Annotated in this window: 18 protein-coding genes; all 18 read right to left on the bottom strand. The window is 42.1% G+C overall.

The features are described 5' to 3' along the window. Positions 1 to 6: 6 nt before the first annotated feature. Genes DYI25_RS03390 through DYI25_RS03305 form a run of 18 tightly spaced genes read right to left on the bottom strand, consistent with a single transcriptional unit; the run spans position 7 to position 15,765 of the window. On the bottom strand, positions 7 to 504 hold the full coding sequence (locus DYI25_RS03390) for a chemotaxis protein CheD (protein ID WP_213366957.1): 498 nt from the start codon (positions 502 to 504) through the stop codon (positions 7 to 9). Then, positions 497 to 1,138, bottom strand: a complete 642-nt coding sequence (locus DYI25_RS03385; protein ID WP_213366955.1) for a chemotaxis protein CheC — start codon at positions 1,136 to 1,138, stop codon at positions 497 to 499. The genes DYI25_RS03390 and DYI25_RS03385 overlap by 8 nt, the downstream gene beginning before the upstream one ends. A 17-nt stretch (positions 1,139 to 1,155) precedes the next feature. After that, positions 1,156 to 1,611 carry a chemotaxis protein CheW gene (locus DYI25_RS03380; protein WP_213366953.1) on the bottom strand — a complete coding sequence of 152 codons (456 nt, stop codon included), beginning with the start codon at positions 1,609 to 1,611 and terminating at the stop codon, positions 1,156 to 1,158. Between the two features lie 45 nt (positions 1,612 to 1,656). Next, positions 1,657 to 3,714, bottom strand: a complete 2,058-nt coding sequence (locus DYI25_RS03375) for a chemotaxis protein CheA (protein ID WP_213366951.1) — start codon at positions 3,712 to 3,714, stop codon at positions 1,657 to 1,659. Positions 3,715 to 3,733: 19 nt separating this feature from the next. Beyond that, on the bottom strand, positions 3,734 to 4,822 hold the full coding sequence (locus DYI25_RS03370) for a protein-glutamate methylesterase/protein-glutamine glutaminase (RefSeq protein WP_213366949.1): 1,089 nt from the start codon (positions 4,820 to 4,822) through the stop codon (positions 3,734 to 3,736). A gap of 7 nt (positions 4,823 to 4,829) precedes the next feature. After that, positions 4,830 to 5,696, bottom strand: coding sequence for a MinD/ParA family protein (locus DYI25_RS03365; protein ID WP_213366947.1), 867 nt, complete (start codon positions 5,694 to 5,696; stop codon positions 4,830 to 4,832). Then, positions 5,689 to 6,867: a flagellar biosynthesis protein FlhF gene (gene flhF / locus DYI25_RS03360; RefSeq protein WP_213366945.1), complete on the bottom strand. Its 1,179-nt coding sequence runs from the start codon at positions 6,865 to 6,867 to the stop codon at positions 5,689 to 5,691. Before flhF ends, DYI25_RS03365 begins: the two co-directional genes overlap by 8 nt. After that, positions 6,864 to 8,900 (bottom strand): flagellar biosynthesis protein FlhA, encoded by a 2,037-nt coding sequence (gene flhA / locus DYI25_RS03355; protein WP_213366943.1) that lies wholly within the window; start codon positions 8,898 to 8,900, stop codon positions 6,864 to 6,866. Before flhA ends, flhF begins: the two co-directional genes overlap by 4 nt. 34 nt (positions 8,901 to 8,934) lie before the next feature. Continuing rightward, positions 8,935 to 10,020 (bottom strand): flagellar biosynthesis protein FlhB, encoded by a 1,086-nt coding sequence (gene flhB, locus DYI25_RS03350; RefSeq protein ID WP_213366941.1) that lies wholly within the window; start codon positions 10,018 to 10,020, stop codon positions 8,935 to 8,937. Then, positions 10,021 to 10,797, bottom strand: coding sequence for a flagellar biosynthetic protein FliR (gene fliR, locus DYI25_RS03345; protein ID WP_213366939.1), 777 nt, complete (start codon positions 10,795 to 10,797; stop codon positions 10,021 to 10,023). A 4-nt stretch (positions 10,798 to 10,801) separates the two neighbouring features. After that, positions 10,802 to 11,071, bottom strand: a complete 270-nt coding sequence (gene fliQ, locus DYI25_RS03340) for a flagellar biosynthesis protein FliQ (protein ID WP_213366937.1) — start codon at positions 11,069 to 11,071, stop codon at positions 10,802 to 10,804. Positions 11,072 to 11,085: 14 nt separating this feature from the next. Beyond that, on the bottom strand, positions 11,086 to 11,751 hold the full coding sequence (gene fliP, locus DYI25_RS03335) for a flagellar type III secretion system pore protein FliP (RefSeq protein ID WP_213366935.1): 666 nt from the start codon (positions 11,749 to 11,751) through the stop codon (positions 11,086 to 11,088). Further along, the gene (locus DYI25_RS03330) at positions 11,744 to 12,409 is read right to left on the bottom strand and encodes a flagellar biosynthetic protein FliO (protein WP_425374478.1); all 666 of its coding nucleotides are present in this window, start codon (positions 12,407 to 12,409) and stop codon (positions 11,744 to 11,746) included. Before DYI25_RS03330 ends, fliP begins: the two co-directional genes overlap by 8 nt. A 21-nt stretch (positions 12,410 to 12,430) precedes the next feature. Next, complete coding sequence (locus DYI25_RS03325; protein ID WP_023614882.1) at positions 12,431 to 12,793, bottom strand: response regulator; 363 nt, start codon at positions 12,791 to 12,793, stop codon at positions 12,431 to 12,433. A gap of 18 nt (positions 12,794 to 12,811) precedes the next feature. Then, positions 12,812 to 14,095, bottom strand: a complete 1,284-nt coding sequence (gene fliY, locus DYI25_RS03320) for a flagellar motor switch phosphatase FliY (protein WP_213369374.1) — start codon at positions 14,093 to 14,095, stop codon at positions 12,812 to 12,814. After that, positions 14,082 to 15,083 (bottom strand): flagellar motor switch protein FliM, encoded by a 1,002-nt coding sequence (gene fliM, locus DYI25_RS03315; RefSeq protein ID WP_213366933.1) that lies wholly within the window; start codon positions 15,081 to 15,083, stop codon positions 14,082 to 14,084. Before fliM ends, fliY begins: the two co-directional genes overlap by 14 nt. A 42-nt stretch (positions 15,084 to 15,125) precedes the next feature. Beyond that, the gene (gene fliL / locus DYI25_RS03310) at positions 15,126 to 15,554 is read right to left on the bottom strand and encodes a flagellar basal body-associated protein FliL (RefSeq protein ID WP_213366931.1); all 429 of its coding nucleotides are present in this window, start codon (positions 15,552 to 15,554) and stop codon (positions 15,126 to 15,128) included. Further along, positions 15,544 to 15,765 (bottom strand): flagellar FlbD family protein, encoded by a 222-nt coding sequence (locus DYI25_RS03305; protein WP_213366929.1) that lies wholly within the window; start codon positions 15,763 to 15,765, stop codon positions 15,544 to 15,546. The genes fliL and DYI25_RS03305 overlap by 11 nt, the downstream gene beginning before the upstream one ends. Positions 15,766 to 15,780: the final 15 nt, after the last annotated feature.

Below are 15,780 nucleotides of genomic sequence, written 5' to 3'. Positions count from 1 at the left end.
AATTAATTAAATTTCACTATTCCCTTTATTAACAGTCCTGATTTGCATAAAACCGGTTTTTGGGTCGAACTCAATTGTCCTTCCGCTATTCCCTCCTACATCCTGGGCGATAACTGGAATCCTGAGTTCCTTCAATTCGTGTAAAACTGCTTCCACATTCCTTGGCCCAATTCTCATCATGTCACTGCTTCCGGAAAACTGGAACATTTGTGCACCGCCAGCAATCTTCGCTTTTATTCCCGAAGGTCTAGCTCCTGCTTTTATCAAGGCATTTAATAGTTCCTTAATGGCAGTATTAGCGAATTTCGCCTTATTCAGTGGCTCTGCGCGGGATAATGAAGAGTCTGGCAGCATGACATGCGCCATGCCCGCCATTTCTCTCGCCTGATCATACAATACCACACCAACACAGGAACCAAGGCCTGTGGTCCGTATTAAATCCGGAACCTTAACCATATTCATATCGGCAATGCCAACTTTGATGATTTCTGCTGTTTTATGCATCAACCCTTACTCCTAGTGCAGAAAAAATGATATGGAATGAATCCGGGTCTGGCAATAAAAAGAAATGGCCATTAACACTGTCAGGCAATTGAGCATCTTCTTCATCCAATGCCGTATCAATCACGATTGCATAATCACTCACCTGCGACAATTCCAGCAGTCCGAAACTGATAACTGCTCCTACCATGTCTATACTTAAAGCGGGAACAGATGGATACAGGCTCAGTTTTGTGAAATCCGAAAGAGAAGATAGATATGACCCTGATAAAATATTGCCTAATTCCTGAAGAGCGGACAATGCCAGTTCATTATCCGGTTCTTCAGAAAACGAGAATGAGTAGTTTTTTGTAAGTTGGCCGATATATTTCTCCGCCTGGGGAAGCGGAAGGATAAAAAACATGCTCCCTGGAGCATCTCCCTCTATCCTAAGGAAAACACTTGCTACCACATTGTCGGCTCCACCGGCCAGGTCCATCACTTCATCAAAGGATACTACCCTGACACTGGGCACTTTCATATCGATTTTTTTATTCAATAAAGTTGATAAAGCCGTTGCAGCATGTCCTGCTCCAATATTTCCTACCTCTTTTAATATATCAAGGTGAACGTCCGAAATACTTTTTAGAAAAGTCATAGTTTTATTCCCTTCACTTACAAAGCTTTAACTTCATCGGACTCAAGGATTTTGTTCAAATCTATTAAAATCAATAACCTCTTATCCAAATTGGCTACACCATCAATAAAACCTTCAGCTGCTATACCAACGACCTCAGGCGGTGGTTCAATCATGCTAGTTGGGATATCAATGACATCATTTGCCCCATCTACAATCAATCCTACTTCTTTATCTTCTACGGAAACAATAATTACACGTGTTCCTTCGGAGTATGCTTGTTCTCCCATGCCAAACCTTACACGTAAATCCAAGAGAGGAGTAACCACTCCTCGTAGGTTCATCACCCCTTTAACAAAAGGATTTGTATGGGGGACCCTTGTGATATGCATGATTTTTTCAATAGATTTAACCTGGCTTACAGGAACACCATACTCTTTATCATTCAACTGGAACACGATTACTTTCAAGTCTGAAACCGAATTTTCAGCCATTTTCATCACTCCTAAAATATCATCGTCATTCGATTAAGCAGGAATCTATTTAATTAAGGCATTGCAATCCACAATCAAAGCTACCTGGCCATCTCCCAGGATTGTAGCTCCCGAAATCGCAAATACATTCGTTAAATAATTTCCTAATGATTTAAGGACTACTTCTTGCTGTCCGATGAATGAGTCTACAATCAAACCAGCCATCTTATCTCCTTTTCGAACGATTATCACGGAGTGGAATTGATCTTCATCGGGCTCTGACGGTACCTCGAAGATATCCTTTAAGAACAGTAGCGGCACAACTTTGCCTCTAAAATCAATCACCTTTTGATTATGAGCATTCATGATGTCAGTGTCCTTGATTATTGCTGTCTCAATGATCGATGACAAAGGAATAGCGAATTTTTCTTTCTGGATTTCGACTAACATTACAGAAATGATCGATAATGTCAGTGGAAGCTGGATTGAGAAAATTGTTCCCTCATTTTCTTTTGAATCAATAGAGATTGAGCCTCCCAATGACTCGATCGTATTCTTTACAACATCCAACCCTACTCCGCGTCCGGAAATATCAGATATTTTCTCAGCGGTAGAGAACCCAGATGAAAGGATTAATTCATACGCTTGCTTATCAGTAAAACCAGCTGCGGATTGTTCGGTAATGATTCCTTTACTGATTGCCTTTTTCAAGACCTTATCCCTGCTGATTCCAGCACCATCATCCTCAATTTCAATGAACACATGATTTCCACTATGGAAAGCGCGAAGTACCACAGTACCCTCTTCATTCTTGCCCTTTGCCTTCCGCACTTCAGGTGATTCAATGCCATGGTCAACTGAATTTCTCAATAAATGCACAAGCGGATCACCGATTTCATCAATTACCGTTCGATCCAATTCGGTTTCAGCACCTACGATTTCGAGGTTGATCTTTTTATTTAAATCTCTCGCTAACTGACGAATCATTCTAGGGAAGCGATTGAATACCGTCTCTACCTGGACCATCCGCATATTCAAGATGATATTTTGCAGGTCACCGGAGATCCTTGACATTCTCTCGACCGTTTCAGTAAGTTCGCCATTGTCCAGATCTTTGGAAATTTGCTCTAGTCGCCCCCGGTCGATTACAAGCTCTTCAAATAAATTCATTAAAATATCTAAACGTTCGATATTTACCCTAATCGTTTTGCTGTTATTCGTTTGCTGTTTGACATTGCCTTTTTTATCATTAACCTGCGATACTTCAGTACCAATCGATTGGGATTGTTCGGAGGCAGGAGTATTAGCTTCTACCTGGGCGTTTGAATTTGCCAAAACTTCACTATACGTATCATTACTTTCTTCATCAAAATCAAATGACCTTAAGTCAGTTTTCACAACTTCAGACACTTTCATGATCTTGCCTTTAATATCCTCTGGTTCCTCTTTGGAGACAATGGTTACAGTAAATTCATCGTCAAATTGTTCTTCCTCTAGTTGCTCTACTGAAGGGTTTGCTTTGATTACTTCACCAATCTGCTCCAGTACCTCAAAAACCATATAGACTCGTGCAGCTTTTAGTAAGCAATCTTCACGCAAAGCGATCCCAATTTCATAAACACCGAATCCTTGTTCTTTCGACTGCTTTAAAACGGTCAGTTCAAATTCATCGTAATGGGATTGTTGTTTGGCTTCTAAAGCGGCTGTAGCTGCAACTTCCTTATCAGCGGATCCTGACAAAGATTCCCCTTTTTCAATCAATTTTAACTTTTCGACTGTTTCAGTTACGTCCTTTTTACCATCGCCGCCAGCCGCGATCGACTGAACCATATCCTCAAGGTGATCAACGGCCATGAAAATAACATCAAGTATTTCAGGTGTTGTTGCCAATCTGTTATTCCTTATCGCATCAAGTACATTTTCCATTTGATGAGTAAGGCTTGCCAGATCTTCATAACCCATTGTCGCTGACATCCCTTTAAGAGTATGGGCTGACCTGAAAATTTCATTAATGATCGATAAATCCTGTGGATTCTTTTCTAATTCCAACAATTGTTCATTACAGGCCTGTAAATGTTCTTTACTTTCTTCTATAAAGACTTCAAGATATTGATTCAATTCCATGTGCACAGCACCTCCGGCCTTAAATATAATTCATGATTGTTTGCGCGATGTTTTCTACATTCGCTACCTCATCAACCATGTTCGTTGCTATTGCTGCTTTCGGCATCCCGAAAACAATTGATGTATCCTGCGATTCGGCAATCGCTTTAACTATGCCATTTTTTTTCATTTCAACAAGTCCTTTGGAACCATCTGACCCCATTCCTGTCATGATGACAGCAATTTTAGAGTAGTTCTTGATCGTACTGATGGACTCGAACATCACATCAACGGAAGGACGATGCCCATTACGAGGCGGCGATTGGCTAAGATTGATTGCAAGCGTTGAACCTAAACTCTTAACCTTCAAGTGAAATCCACCTGGAGCTATGTAAGCAGTTCCTTTTTGTAAAATCTCACCATCTTCCGCTTCCTTGACACTGATATCGCTTAAAGAATCCAGTCGATTAGCAAGTGATTTTGTAAAACCAGGCGGCATATGCTGGACGACAAGGACAGGTACATCTATATTTTTCGGCAATGAAGTGATGACCTGCTGCAATGCCCTTGGGCCCCCGGTAGAAGTTCCTATGCAGACAATCTTTTTGGATTCACGGGTAAATCCCCTGGTTGTTACATTCCCTGCTGGCTTTATCTCTGAATCTACTGACTTGTCCAGTTTCTTACCAACTGATTTTGAATCTTCCAAAATGTTTATTTTGGTTAAGTTAGCTTTGCTTGCAGATAAAACTTTCTGGATTAACTCCGTTTTTATTTTATGTAAATCAATAGAAATGGCCCCTGACGGCTTTGCTACAAAATCCACAGCTCCCGCCTGAATCGCCTGCAGTGTCGTTTCTGCACCTTCTTTCGTGGTGCTTGAAAGCATAACAACAGGAAGCGGTTGTTCCTGCATGATCAACTTCAAAACTTCTAATCCGTTTAATTTGGGCATTTCAACATCAAGTGTTAGGACATCAGGACGTAATTCCCGCCATTTTTTTATGGCGTCCTCCCCGTTTCGAGCCGTGCCAATCACTTCAATCTCTGGGTGTTCTGATAGAAAGTCGTTGATCAGCTTACGCATGAAAGCCGAATCGTCTACGATGAGAACTCTGATTTTTGCCACTCGACCACTACCTTTCGAAAAGGAATTGCTTCAATCTTGCTGTAAAACTCCTATTATCTCTCTTTTCGGCATTGTAGCTCTCTTTATTGATATATTTTTCGATAATTGCTGCCATTCCTTTGGAAGCTTGTGACCTCTCATTGAACATTGTAAAAGGGATCTGGCGTTTTACGGCTTCCTGGACAGTTTTATCATCTGGGAGCATTCCAAGCTTGGTAGGCGTCCTGCCTAAAAATTTCACAAGAACATCCTCAAGCCTTGCCATCGTGTCATTGCCCTCCTTGACAGAACCAGCCCTGTTGACTACTAAATAGAAAGGCAATTCTGAATCTGCAAGGTGGATGTATTTCATAGTGGCGTACGCATCCATCAATGAAGTTGGTTCTGTCGTTGTGATGACGAATATCTCGTTTACAGACAGAAGGATCGATAAAGTTTCCTCGTTCAATCCGGCTCCCATATCGAAAATAAGATAATCATACTTTCTTAGTACTTCACTTAAGCTTGAGGTAAAATATTCGACGCTATTACGGTCCATCCTGACTAATTGGCTTAAGCCTGTACCGCCTGAAATATACTCGACGCCGTGCGGACCCTGAAAAATAACTTCTTCCATCGAGGATTTGCCTGAAAGAAAGTCGGCAATGGAGAGCGAAGAATGTTTACCCATTAAGATCTCGATATTCCCCATTCCGATATCAAGATCAAACAACAATACCTTAAAGCCTTTTTTAGCCAGGGAAATCGAGAAGTTAAGTGAAAAATTTGATTTCCCGACCCCACCTTTCCCGCTGACCACTGCAAGTGTTTTCGCTTCATTGGCCGGTGTGTTCATTTTAAGTCGGTTTCTTAATTTTTCTGCCTGGTCATTCATAGGTGCTGACTCCAAGGATCGAATTTGCGATTTTTTCTGGATTGGCCTCGATCAGGTCATCTGGCACGTCTTGTCCATTTGTCAAATAGGCAATTCCAGTCGAGAACTTTATTGCCATATTGATCATAGAGCCGTAAATCGCAGTTTCATCCAATTTAGTAAAAATGAATTGATCAATATGAATCAGCGAAAATTGCTTCCGGATTTCTTCCATATCTTTTTGTTTTGACGTTAATGCGAGGACAAGATACGTTTCCATGTCCTTTCCAAAATCAATCACACTTTTCAAATCGTTTACATATTTTTGATTTCTGAAATTCCGTCCAGCTGTATCAATGAAGACAAGGTCATACTCAGAAAATTTATCTGTTGCAGCCTTGAAATCATCCATGTTGTAGCAAACTTCAATTGGGACATCGAGAATTTTTGCATATGTTTTCAACTGCTCAATTGCCGCAATTCGATAGGTGTCTGTCGTAATAAAAGCGACCTTTTTCTGGTGCTTCAATACACAATCAGCAGCAACCTTTGCCAGTGTTGTCGTTTTCCCTACTCCTGTCGGTCCAATGACATTGACAAATTTCTTTGTAAAAGTGACCCCTCCGAATGAAAGAGGAGATAGCCTTTGTTCAAAAGCTGCTGCAATCCATTCGGTGATTTCTTCATCACTTGCGGCCGCTCCTCCGAGATACCATTTTTCAAGAAGGACTGCAGCCAATTCATCAATGATCACCTGGTCTATTTCCTGATCCCCCAGGTATTGGATTTGCCTGCTGACTGGCTCCGGCAAAGAGACTCCTTCGGTTTTTGCTGATCCCTTTAGCAGTTCCTTCAGCTGTGAAATTTCTTTTAAAAGGTCACTGTCGGCTTTTCGTGGTGTTTCCACAATAGGTTTCAACCGTACAGTTGGTGAATCCTTTTTAGATTCATTACCATTCATAGCAGGATGAATATATTTATCATTTTTATCAATTCCGGCAGGCTTTGGACTTACTTCGGTATCTGGGTCAATGGCAGCGATTACCTCAATGCTATTCTTCTTAAAAAAGCCCATGAACCCACCTGTCTGCACGACACGAGAATTCAGGATTACTGCATCACTGCCCAGTTCCCCCCTGACGAGTTTCATCGCTTCCGGCATGGATGAAGCTGTATACTTTTTCACTTTCATTCTACATTCACCACCCCGACACTTTGGACTTCGACATTTGCTTCGAGTTCGTTATAAGATAATACAGGGATTTGCGCAAAATACCTTTCCGTCAACTGGCGCACATACATCCTGACCGCAGGTGAGCATAATATAATCGGTGTTTGTTCCATTATGCTCAATTGCTCTACCTGGTTTGCCACAGATTCCAATATCCCCTGAGAAACTGCCGGGTCAAGTGATAAGTAGTTGCCATGTTCGGTTTGCTGTACACCTTCCGCAACCACCTTTTCTACCCTTCCCGATAATGTAATTACCTTCAAGGTTTCTCCATTTCGCGAATACTGGTTCGTGATTTGCCTTGCAAGTGCCTGGCGAACGTATTCAGCAAGGATGTCTGTATCTGTTGTTACTTTTCCGTAATCAGCAAGAGTTTCGAAAATGATCGGCAGATTCCTGATTGATACATTCTCCTTAAGCAGCTTGCCAAGTACTTTTTGAATTTCACCAACTGATAATGGATTAGGTGTCGCTTCCTCGACAAGGATTGGATAGCTTTCACGAAGGTGATCTATCAGCTGCTTTGTTTCCTGTCTTCCCAGTAGCTCATGTGCATTAGCCTTGATCACTTCAGTAATATGGGTCGAAACAACCGAAGGTGGATCGACAACGGTATAGCCAAAGATTTCTGCCTGTTCCTTCATTTCTTCCGTGATCCATTTGGCAGGTAAACCGAAACTTGGTTCGATCGTATCGATTCCTTCGATAGAATCATCATCAATTCCTGGACTCATTGCCAGATAATGATCGAGAAGCAATTCTCCCCTGGCCATTTCATTCCCTTTGATTTTCAATCTGTATTCATTGGGTTGTAGCTGGATATTGTCCCTGATCCTAACAACCGGAATAACCAGTCCCAGCTCAATGGCCAGCTGCCTTCTTATCATGACAATCCGGTCAAGAAGGTCCCCTCCCTGATTTGCGTCTGCGAGAGGGATTAAACCATACCCGAATTCAAACTCAATCGGATCAACATTCAATAGATTGACAACACTTTCAGGACTCTTCATCTCGTCCATCTGGATGTCCTCTTCCATTTCCTGCAGCTGCTGCTTATCCGGCTCTGGAACACGGGAGAAGGAATAGGCGCCAAAAGCCATTAGTGCAGCGATTGGAATCGTAAGCATATCGTGGATTGGTGTAAACAAACCCAGCAGGAAAATCGTTCCTGCTCCGACATAAAGCATTTTTGGATAAGCCAGCAACTGTGAAGTAATGTCAATTCCAAGGTTGCCGTCAGAAGCAGCTCGAGTAACCACGATACCCGTTGCTGTTGAGATCAGAAGTGCCGGTATTTGACTGACAATCCCATCTCCTACTGTCAATAGCGAAAATTTTTCAGCTGAATCTCCAATGCTTAACCCCAATTGAGTCATGCCGATGACAATCCCGAAGATTAAGTTGATCAGAACGATGATGATTCCCGCTATCGCATCCCCTTTCACGAATTTGCTCGCACCGTCCATAGCTCCGTAAAAATCGGCTTCCCGACTTACTTTTTCACGTCGTTCACGCGCCTGCTGTTCGGAAATCATCCCGGCATTCAAATCAGCATCGATACTCATTTGCTTTCCAGGCATCGCATCAAGTGTAAACCTCGCTGCAACTTCTGATACACGCTCGGAACCTTTCGTAATGACGATGAATTGGATAATGATCAAGATCAGGAACACGACCATCCCGACAACAACATTCCCTCCGACAACAAAGGTACCGAAGGTTTCAACCACCCCTCCAGCTTCACCTTTTGACAAGATTGAACGTGTTGTCGATACATTCAGGCCAAGCCTGAATAAAGTTAACAACAGCAGCAGTGAAGGAAAAACAGAAAACTGGAGCGGCTCGGTCATATTCATTGTGTTCAACAGCACCAGAAGTGCAATTGAGATGTTTACCATGATTAGTACACTTAACAGCCATGGCGGAAAAGGAATGATCAACATGGCTACGATTAATATGACACTAAGCAGGACAGACAGGTCTCTTGCTGACATAGTACTTCTCTCCTAAACACTGCATACCTAAGAATTACAGCACTTTATTTTTTGTTTGATATACATAGGCCAGGATTTCTGCCACCACTTTGAAAAATTCTTCTGGAATGGCATCGCCTATTTCAGCCTGGCTGTATAAAGCCCTTGCGAGAGGACGGTTCTCGACAGATATAATATCGTTTTCCTTGGCAATCAACTTAATCTTCTGTGCAACGAAATCGACACCTTTGGCTACGACAATCGGAGCATCGGCCTTCTGTTCATCATACTTTAAGGCGATCGCGAAATGAGTCGGGTTCGTTATGACTACATCCGCTTTTGGCACTTCTTGCATCATCCGCCGCATTGCCATCTCTCTTTGCTTCTGCTTGATTTTAGACTTGATCAGAGGGTCACCTTCGATGTTTTTATACTCATCTTTCAAGTCTTGCTTTGACATACGGATACTTTTCTCAAAATCATATTTTTGGTACAAATAGTCCAATAATGATAAAAATAGCAATGCTCCGGAAGCAAAAAGGCCCATTTGAAGCGTTAGCCCTGCTATGGTCGCAAGTGCAGCACCAACACTCTTATTAGCGAGCAGCAAGACTTCGTCTAATCTCAACCACAGGACTGAGAAAGCGATCACACCTACGAAGGTGATTTTTAGGATTGATTTTAGCAATTCAACAATCGCCCTCATTGAAAAAATCCTCTTGAAGCCGCTGATCGGATTTATTTTCTCAAGTTTCATTTGTATTGCTTCTGTAGAAAACATAAAGCCGACTTGGACATAGTTCGCAGCCACCCCTGCAATCAACGCAACGATCATAACCGGACCAAGGAAAATGACTAGTTCACCCAATATTTCAATCACAATGGACTCGATGTTATTCGCTGTCAAATCCATGAACATATAGTTTTGCAAGGAATGTCTAAGGACTCCGATGAGTCTATCCATCATCACACTGCCAAAAAACATCAAAAACAAAAACACAGCGAGAAGGACAATGGCTGTATTGACATCCTGACTTTTGGCAACCTGCCCTTTTTTTCGTGCGTCCTGCTTCTTTTTAGGAGTCGCTTTTTCTGTTTTCTCGCCTGCAAAAAACTGCAGATCTAACCTTAAAAATCCCATTTAAGCTCCTCCGATCAATTCCATCAATCCCCTCATTGTCGCTAGAGTGGTGGAAAACAGATCCGATATAACCATTATCAGCACGCCCATTACTGCAATAAGTACAAGAAAACTGACACCGATTTTAACCGGCAGACCAACAACGAATATATTTAATTGCGGGACGGTCCTTGCTACGATCCCCAGCGCAACATCGACCAGGAACAAGCTGCCGACCACCGGCATGGACATCTGGAAGGCTATAATGAACATTTTGTTGAAAGATAGAATAATAAATTCGGCAATGTTCTCGTTCCCAAACGGAATCATCACCTGATCGATCGGGATAAAATCATAACTGTAAAATATTCCGTCCATCAATAAATGATGGCCGTTGACTGTCAGGAGGAACAAAAGAGCGATCGTATATAAATACTGTCCCATCAACGGGCTCTGTGCCCCTGTCTGTGGATCTATGACATTCGCAATCGCAAACCCCATCTGAAAATCAATGAATCCCCCGGCAATCTGTATGGCTGCCATCATCAACGCAGCAATGAAGCCAATGAATAAACCAACCATTGCTTCCTTGATAACCAGCAGGAAATACGTACTATCTATTGCGATTTCTGGGGCTCCTACCGCAGTATACATGATGATAGAAAGCATGAATCCAAGCCCTACTTTATGTGATGCTGGGATCGTCCGATAAGAAAATAAAGGCATCATCAAGAAAAAGGACGTCACCCTAACAAAAATCAGCAGGAATGCCGGAAACGAAGGAATGAAATCTAGCATCTCATCAGCCTACAAACCTTGTAAGATTTGAAAATATTTCAGTCGCATAGCTCAGCATATAACTTAACATCCAAGGACCAAAGAATACGACTCCGACCAGAACGGCCACAATCTTTGGAACGAAAGCCAGTGTCTGTTCCTGAATTTGCGTAGTTGCCTGAAAAATACTGACGATCAAACCAACTACCAGCGCCAATACAAGCAAAGGCCCTGAAATCATTAAAACTGTATAAATTCCTCGTTCAGCTATAGAGATAACCGCTTCTGATGTCATTTTCATTCACCTGCTTAAAAACTTTGTAATAATGATTTCACGACTAAATACCATCCATCTACCATGACAAAAAGCAAAATCTTAAATGGCAGTGAAATCATGACTGGCGGCAGCATCATCATACCCATCGACATCAGGACACTTGCCACTACCATATCAATTACCAGAAAAGGGATGAAAATCATAAACCCGATTTGGAAAGCGGTTTTGATTTCACTGATTGCAAAAGCCGGAACGAGAGCTGTCAAAGGTATATCCTGAACCGTTTCAGGAGTCTCAGCCTTTGAATATTCAAGAAATAACGCTAAATCCTTCTGCCTCGTATGCGCGCTCATGAATTCCTTAAAAGGGATTGATGCCCTTTCATAAGCTTGCTCCAAATTGATTTCTTCATTAAATAAAGGCGTCAGGGCTTGTTCATTCACTTCATGGAAAGTAGGTGCCATGATGAAGAATGACAGGAACATCGCAAGCCCGACCAACACTTGGTTAGGCGGCATTTGCTGTGTTGCAAGCGCCGTTCTGACAAAGGAAAGAACGATGATGATCCTTGTAAAACTAGTCATTAAAATCAAGATGCCTGGCGCAATCGAAAGTACAGTCAGCAGGAGCATCAGCTTTACGGATGTCGATACACTCTCAGGAGCACTGCTGTTGAAAAACTCCATAAACTCATTCATCTTTTTCTGACCCTTTCTTTTGTATCTCCTCAAGCATTTTCTTTCTTCCGCTCGCCATATCATTCAGCTGATTCCTCAGCAGCGAGGAAAATTCGGAACGCTGATTGCCGCCATCTTTTTTCGCTCTTTTAAGCAACTTTGTCACAAAATCGCTTGGCTGTACAAGCTGCTCCATTTTATTGTTATATTCCTGGATAACTTGGCTGTACTCTTCTGGGTCATCTATTTCTTTTAATAGCTGGATATTTTCACCTACACCAACAATGAGCAGCTTGTTGCCTGCTTTAACGATCTGGACTGACCTGTTGGCGCCAAGGCTAGTGCCTCCAAGATTCTCGACAAGCTGAGAGCTTTTATATGACATGCTCTTCTTATTGATGAATTTGAGGAGGAAATAGATTAATGCTGCCACAAAGGCAGTAGCAAGGATCATCCTGATAAAATCCAGGAAAGTGACTCCTACCTGGGAGGATTTTTCATCGTCTGATATGTTTGTTGTCTTATCTGCCTGTCCATCATCACACGATTGATCTTTCAAGCAATCCTTTACACTTTTATTTAGCTGCTCTGCGCTCGCCATGCCAATTGGACTGAACAGAGCAGCTAATAAGAAAAGAATTGTCGAGGCAGTTCGGATAAATCTTAACAATTGCCGCACCCTCTAATTGATAAAAGTTAACTAAGCTAGTGTTTTAGAAATCGCTTCAATAACGCGGTCTGCCTGGAAAGGTTTCACGATGAAATCTTTGGCACCAGCCTGGATTGCATCGATGACCATCGCTTGCTGGCCCATTGCTGAACACATGATAACCTTTGCGTTCGGGTTGATTTTTTTGATTTCTTTTAAGGAAGTGATGCCGTCCATTTCTGGCATTGTAATATCCATTGTGACAAGATCAGGCTGGAATTCTTTATATTTTTCAAGTGCCTGCGCACCGTCAGCTGCCTCTGCGACGACTTCGAAGCCGTTTTTTGTCAAAATGTCCTTAATCATCATTCTCATGAAAGCCGCATCGTCTACGACTAAAATCTTGTTCGCCATTGGAATTCCCCCTGAAGATTATTTTAATTTTTTAATACGATCGCTCTGGCTGATGATATCCGTAACACGGACACCAAAATTCTCATCAATAACAACCACTTCTCCCTGGGCAATCAATCGATTGTTAACTAGAATATCGACTGGTTCCCCAGCAAGTTTGTCTAGTTCAATGATTGAACCCGATCCTAGCTCAAGGATGTCTCTAACTGAACGTTTCGTCCTGCCTAGTTCAACTGTCACCTGGAGCGGGATATCAAGCAGCATATCGAGGTTCTTTGTCTCCGCATGCTGTGGCTGCGATGTCTCAAAGCTGGAAAACACTGCTGGTTGAACCGTTGGCTGGGCACCTGTCATCACATTGCCAAAATGCTGTGGCCCTGACTGTATCGGCTGTGAATAGCCATATCCTTGTTGAACGCCATGATTGGTTTGTGGCTGATAAAAAGCTGGCTCCTGCTGGACCTGATATTGTGGCTGCTGCATCGGCTGTGATTGAGCGTAGTTCGAATGCTCTTGTGCTGCATTTGAAAGATTAGATTCAGTCTGACTGCCTTGTGAGATAGGTTGCGTTTGGGTTTCGGGTGCTGTTTCAGCTACTGTGACCTGTGCTCCTCCGGGATTCAACAATTCATCAACCAGACTTTTAGCGAAACTGACTGGCAAAAGTTGCATAATATTAGAATCTATTAAAGTGCCAATCTTTAACGAGAATGATACCTTCACCAAAATATCATCTTCTGGGATCGATTCAGTTCCTTCTCCTTCAGCGACATTCAACAGATTGATATTTGGCGGTGAAATATCGACTCGTTTGCTAAATACAGTCGACATCGAGGTTGCCGCGGAACCCATCATCTGGTTCATTGCCTCTTGTACTGCGCTCAGTTGGATTTCATCAAGTAAATCTCTTGGGTTTAATCCATCGCCTCCAAGCATTAAATCGGCGATAATCGCTGCATCATTTTGCTGTATAACAAGCATATTGCTGCCGGTAAATCCTTCGGTATAGTAAACCTGCACTGCCACATAAGGATCTGGAAAAGCATCTTCAAGTTTTGACCTGTGAACAGCTGTAACCGTAGGGGTATTAATTTCTACCTTCTGGTTCAATAAAGTTGATAGCGCGGTAGCTGAACTGCCAAACGATATATTACCAATTTCTCCTAATGCATCTCTTTCCATAAAAGAAAAATAGTCATCTACGTTAATTGTACTTTCTGTTTCTATTTCTTCCGCTTCATCAGAGGTTCCTCTAAGAAGCGCATCAATTTCATCTTGTGATAACATGTCATCGCTCACCATCATCGTCTCCCCCCGTAAATGTATCAAACACTTGAATGGCTAACTTCTTGTTAATTTTCCCTGGCTGTCCTACAAATTTAGGGATATCTCCGACTTTTAGCAGTAATGGTTGATCAATCTGCTGATTCAATTCAATTACATCGCCAATCTCCAGCATCAAAAAGTCCTGAATAGATATTTCAGCTGAACCTATTTCAGCGGTAATTGAAACATCAGCCTTCTGAATTTCACTTTGCAATACTGCATTTTCAATAGGCAAGCTTTGCTTCTTATCGGATTGCATCCAATATTTCACTGACAATTTAGGGATGATCGGCTCCAGGACTACATGCGGTATGCATATATTGATCATTCCGCTTGCTTCTCCGATTGTAGTGTTCAATGAAATTACTACGACGGTCTCATTAGGCGAAACCATTTGCAAAAACTGAGGATTAATTTCAAATTCGGATAACTGCGGATCGATATCGGATATTGAACCCCACGCCTCCCTAAAGTTCTCAAAAGCTTTCTCAAACATATTGGACATGATCCTTGTTTCGATTTCCGTCAAGCTATCAACTTTATTATGGCTTGCCCCTTTCCCTCCAAGCAGCCTGTCCATCATGGCGTATGCAATGTTCGGGTTGACCTCCATCAGGATCCTGCCCTCTAGTGGTTCTACATCAAATACATTCAATATTGTCATCTTTGGAATGGACCGGATAAATTCCTCATAAGGGATCTGGTCAGCTGACGCTACAGTAATATTGACATATGTCCTTAACTGGGCGGAGAAAAAAGTAGTCAATAGCCTGGCAAAGTTTTCATGAATTCGGGTAAGGCTGCGGATTTGGTCCTTCGAGAAACGCAAAGCTCTTCTAAAATCATATACTTTAACCCTTTTCTCTACTTGCTCCTTCTTTAATTCATCCGCATCCATTTCCCCTGTTGATAAAGCTGATAACAAAGCATCAATTTCGCTTTGCGATAATACCTCTCCCGACATGCTCTTCACCTCCATAAGGTTACGGTAGTTTATTTCATTCTGTTATTGGAGGAGAGAACCTGTTATGTAGACCTTTTTGATTTTTCCATCAAGCATCAGGTCATTCAACTTCGCTTTCAGGGTTTCTTCAAGGTTCATCTTGCCTTCCTTGCCTTGCAGCTCTTCAGCCTTTTTCTCGGATAGTTCATAAATAATCAGATTTTTCACCTGGAAATCTCTCTTTTGCAACTCTTCTTTTGCTTTTTTGCCGTCTGTTTCAATCTTAAATGAAATCTTTATAAAATCATTTGATGCCAAGTTCGTCGTAACCTCGGGAATGTCTACAGAAGCTTCCAACACCTCATCGATGCTTGGTTCTTTTTCATCATCCTCAGCCGTAAGCTTCATAACCGCTACGACTGCTATCGTTCCCACGAGCAATATGGCTACCAGCATGACCGACATAATCATTACCAGCTTATTATTCTTCATGATTCAGTTCCTCCAACACTCGCCCTCCAAGAAGGCCGACACTCTGATAAAATTCCTGGATTAATTTGCTCACTTCATCTTCACTTTCCCTGACGACATACTTTCGCCCATTGGTTAATGTAATCGTTGTGTCCGGGAAAGATTCAACCACTTCAATAAATAATGAATTAATTCTAAATGATTTACCGTTTAATTTAGTTACTTTAATCACACTAATTCACAGGGG

Source organism: Mesobacillus boroniphilus (assembly GCF_018424685.1).
Classification (GTDB): Bacteria; Bacillota; Bacilli; order Bacillales; family Cytobacillaceae; genus Mesobacillus; species Mesobacillus boroniphilus_A.
This window is presented reverse-complemented; position numbering and strand designations above follow the sequence as displayed.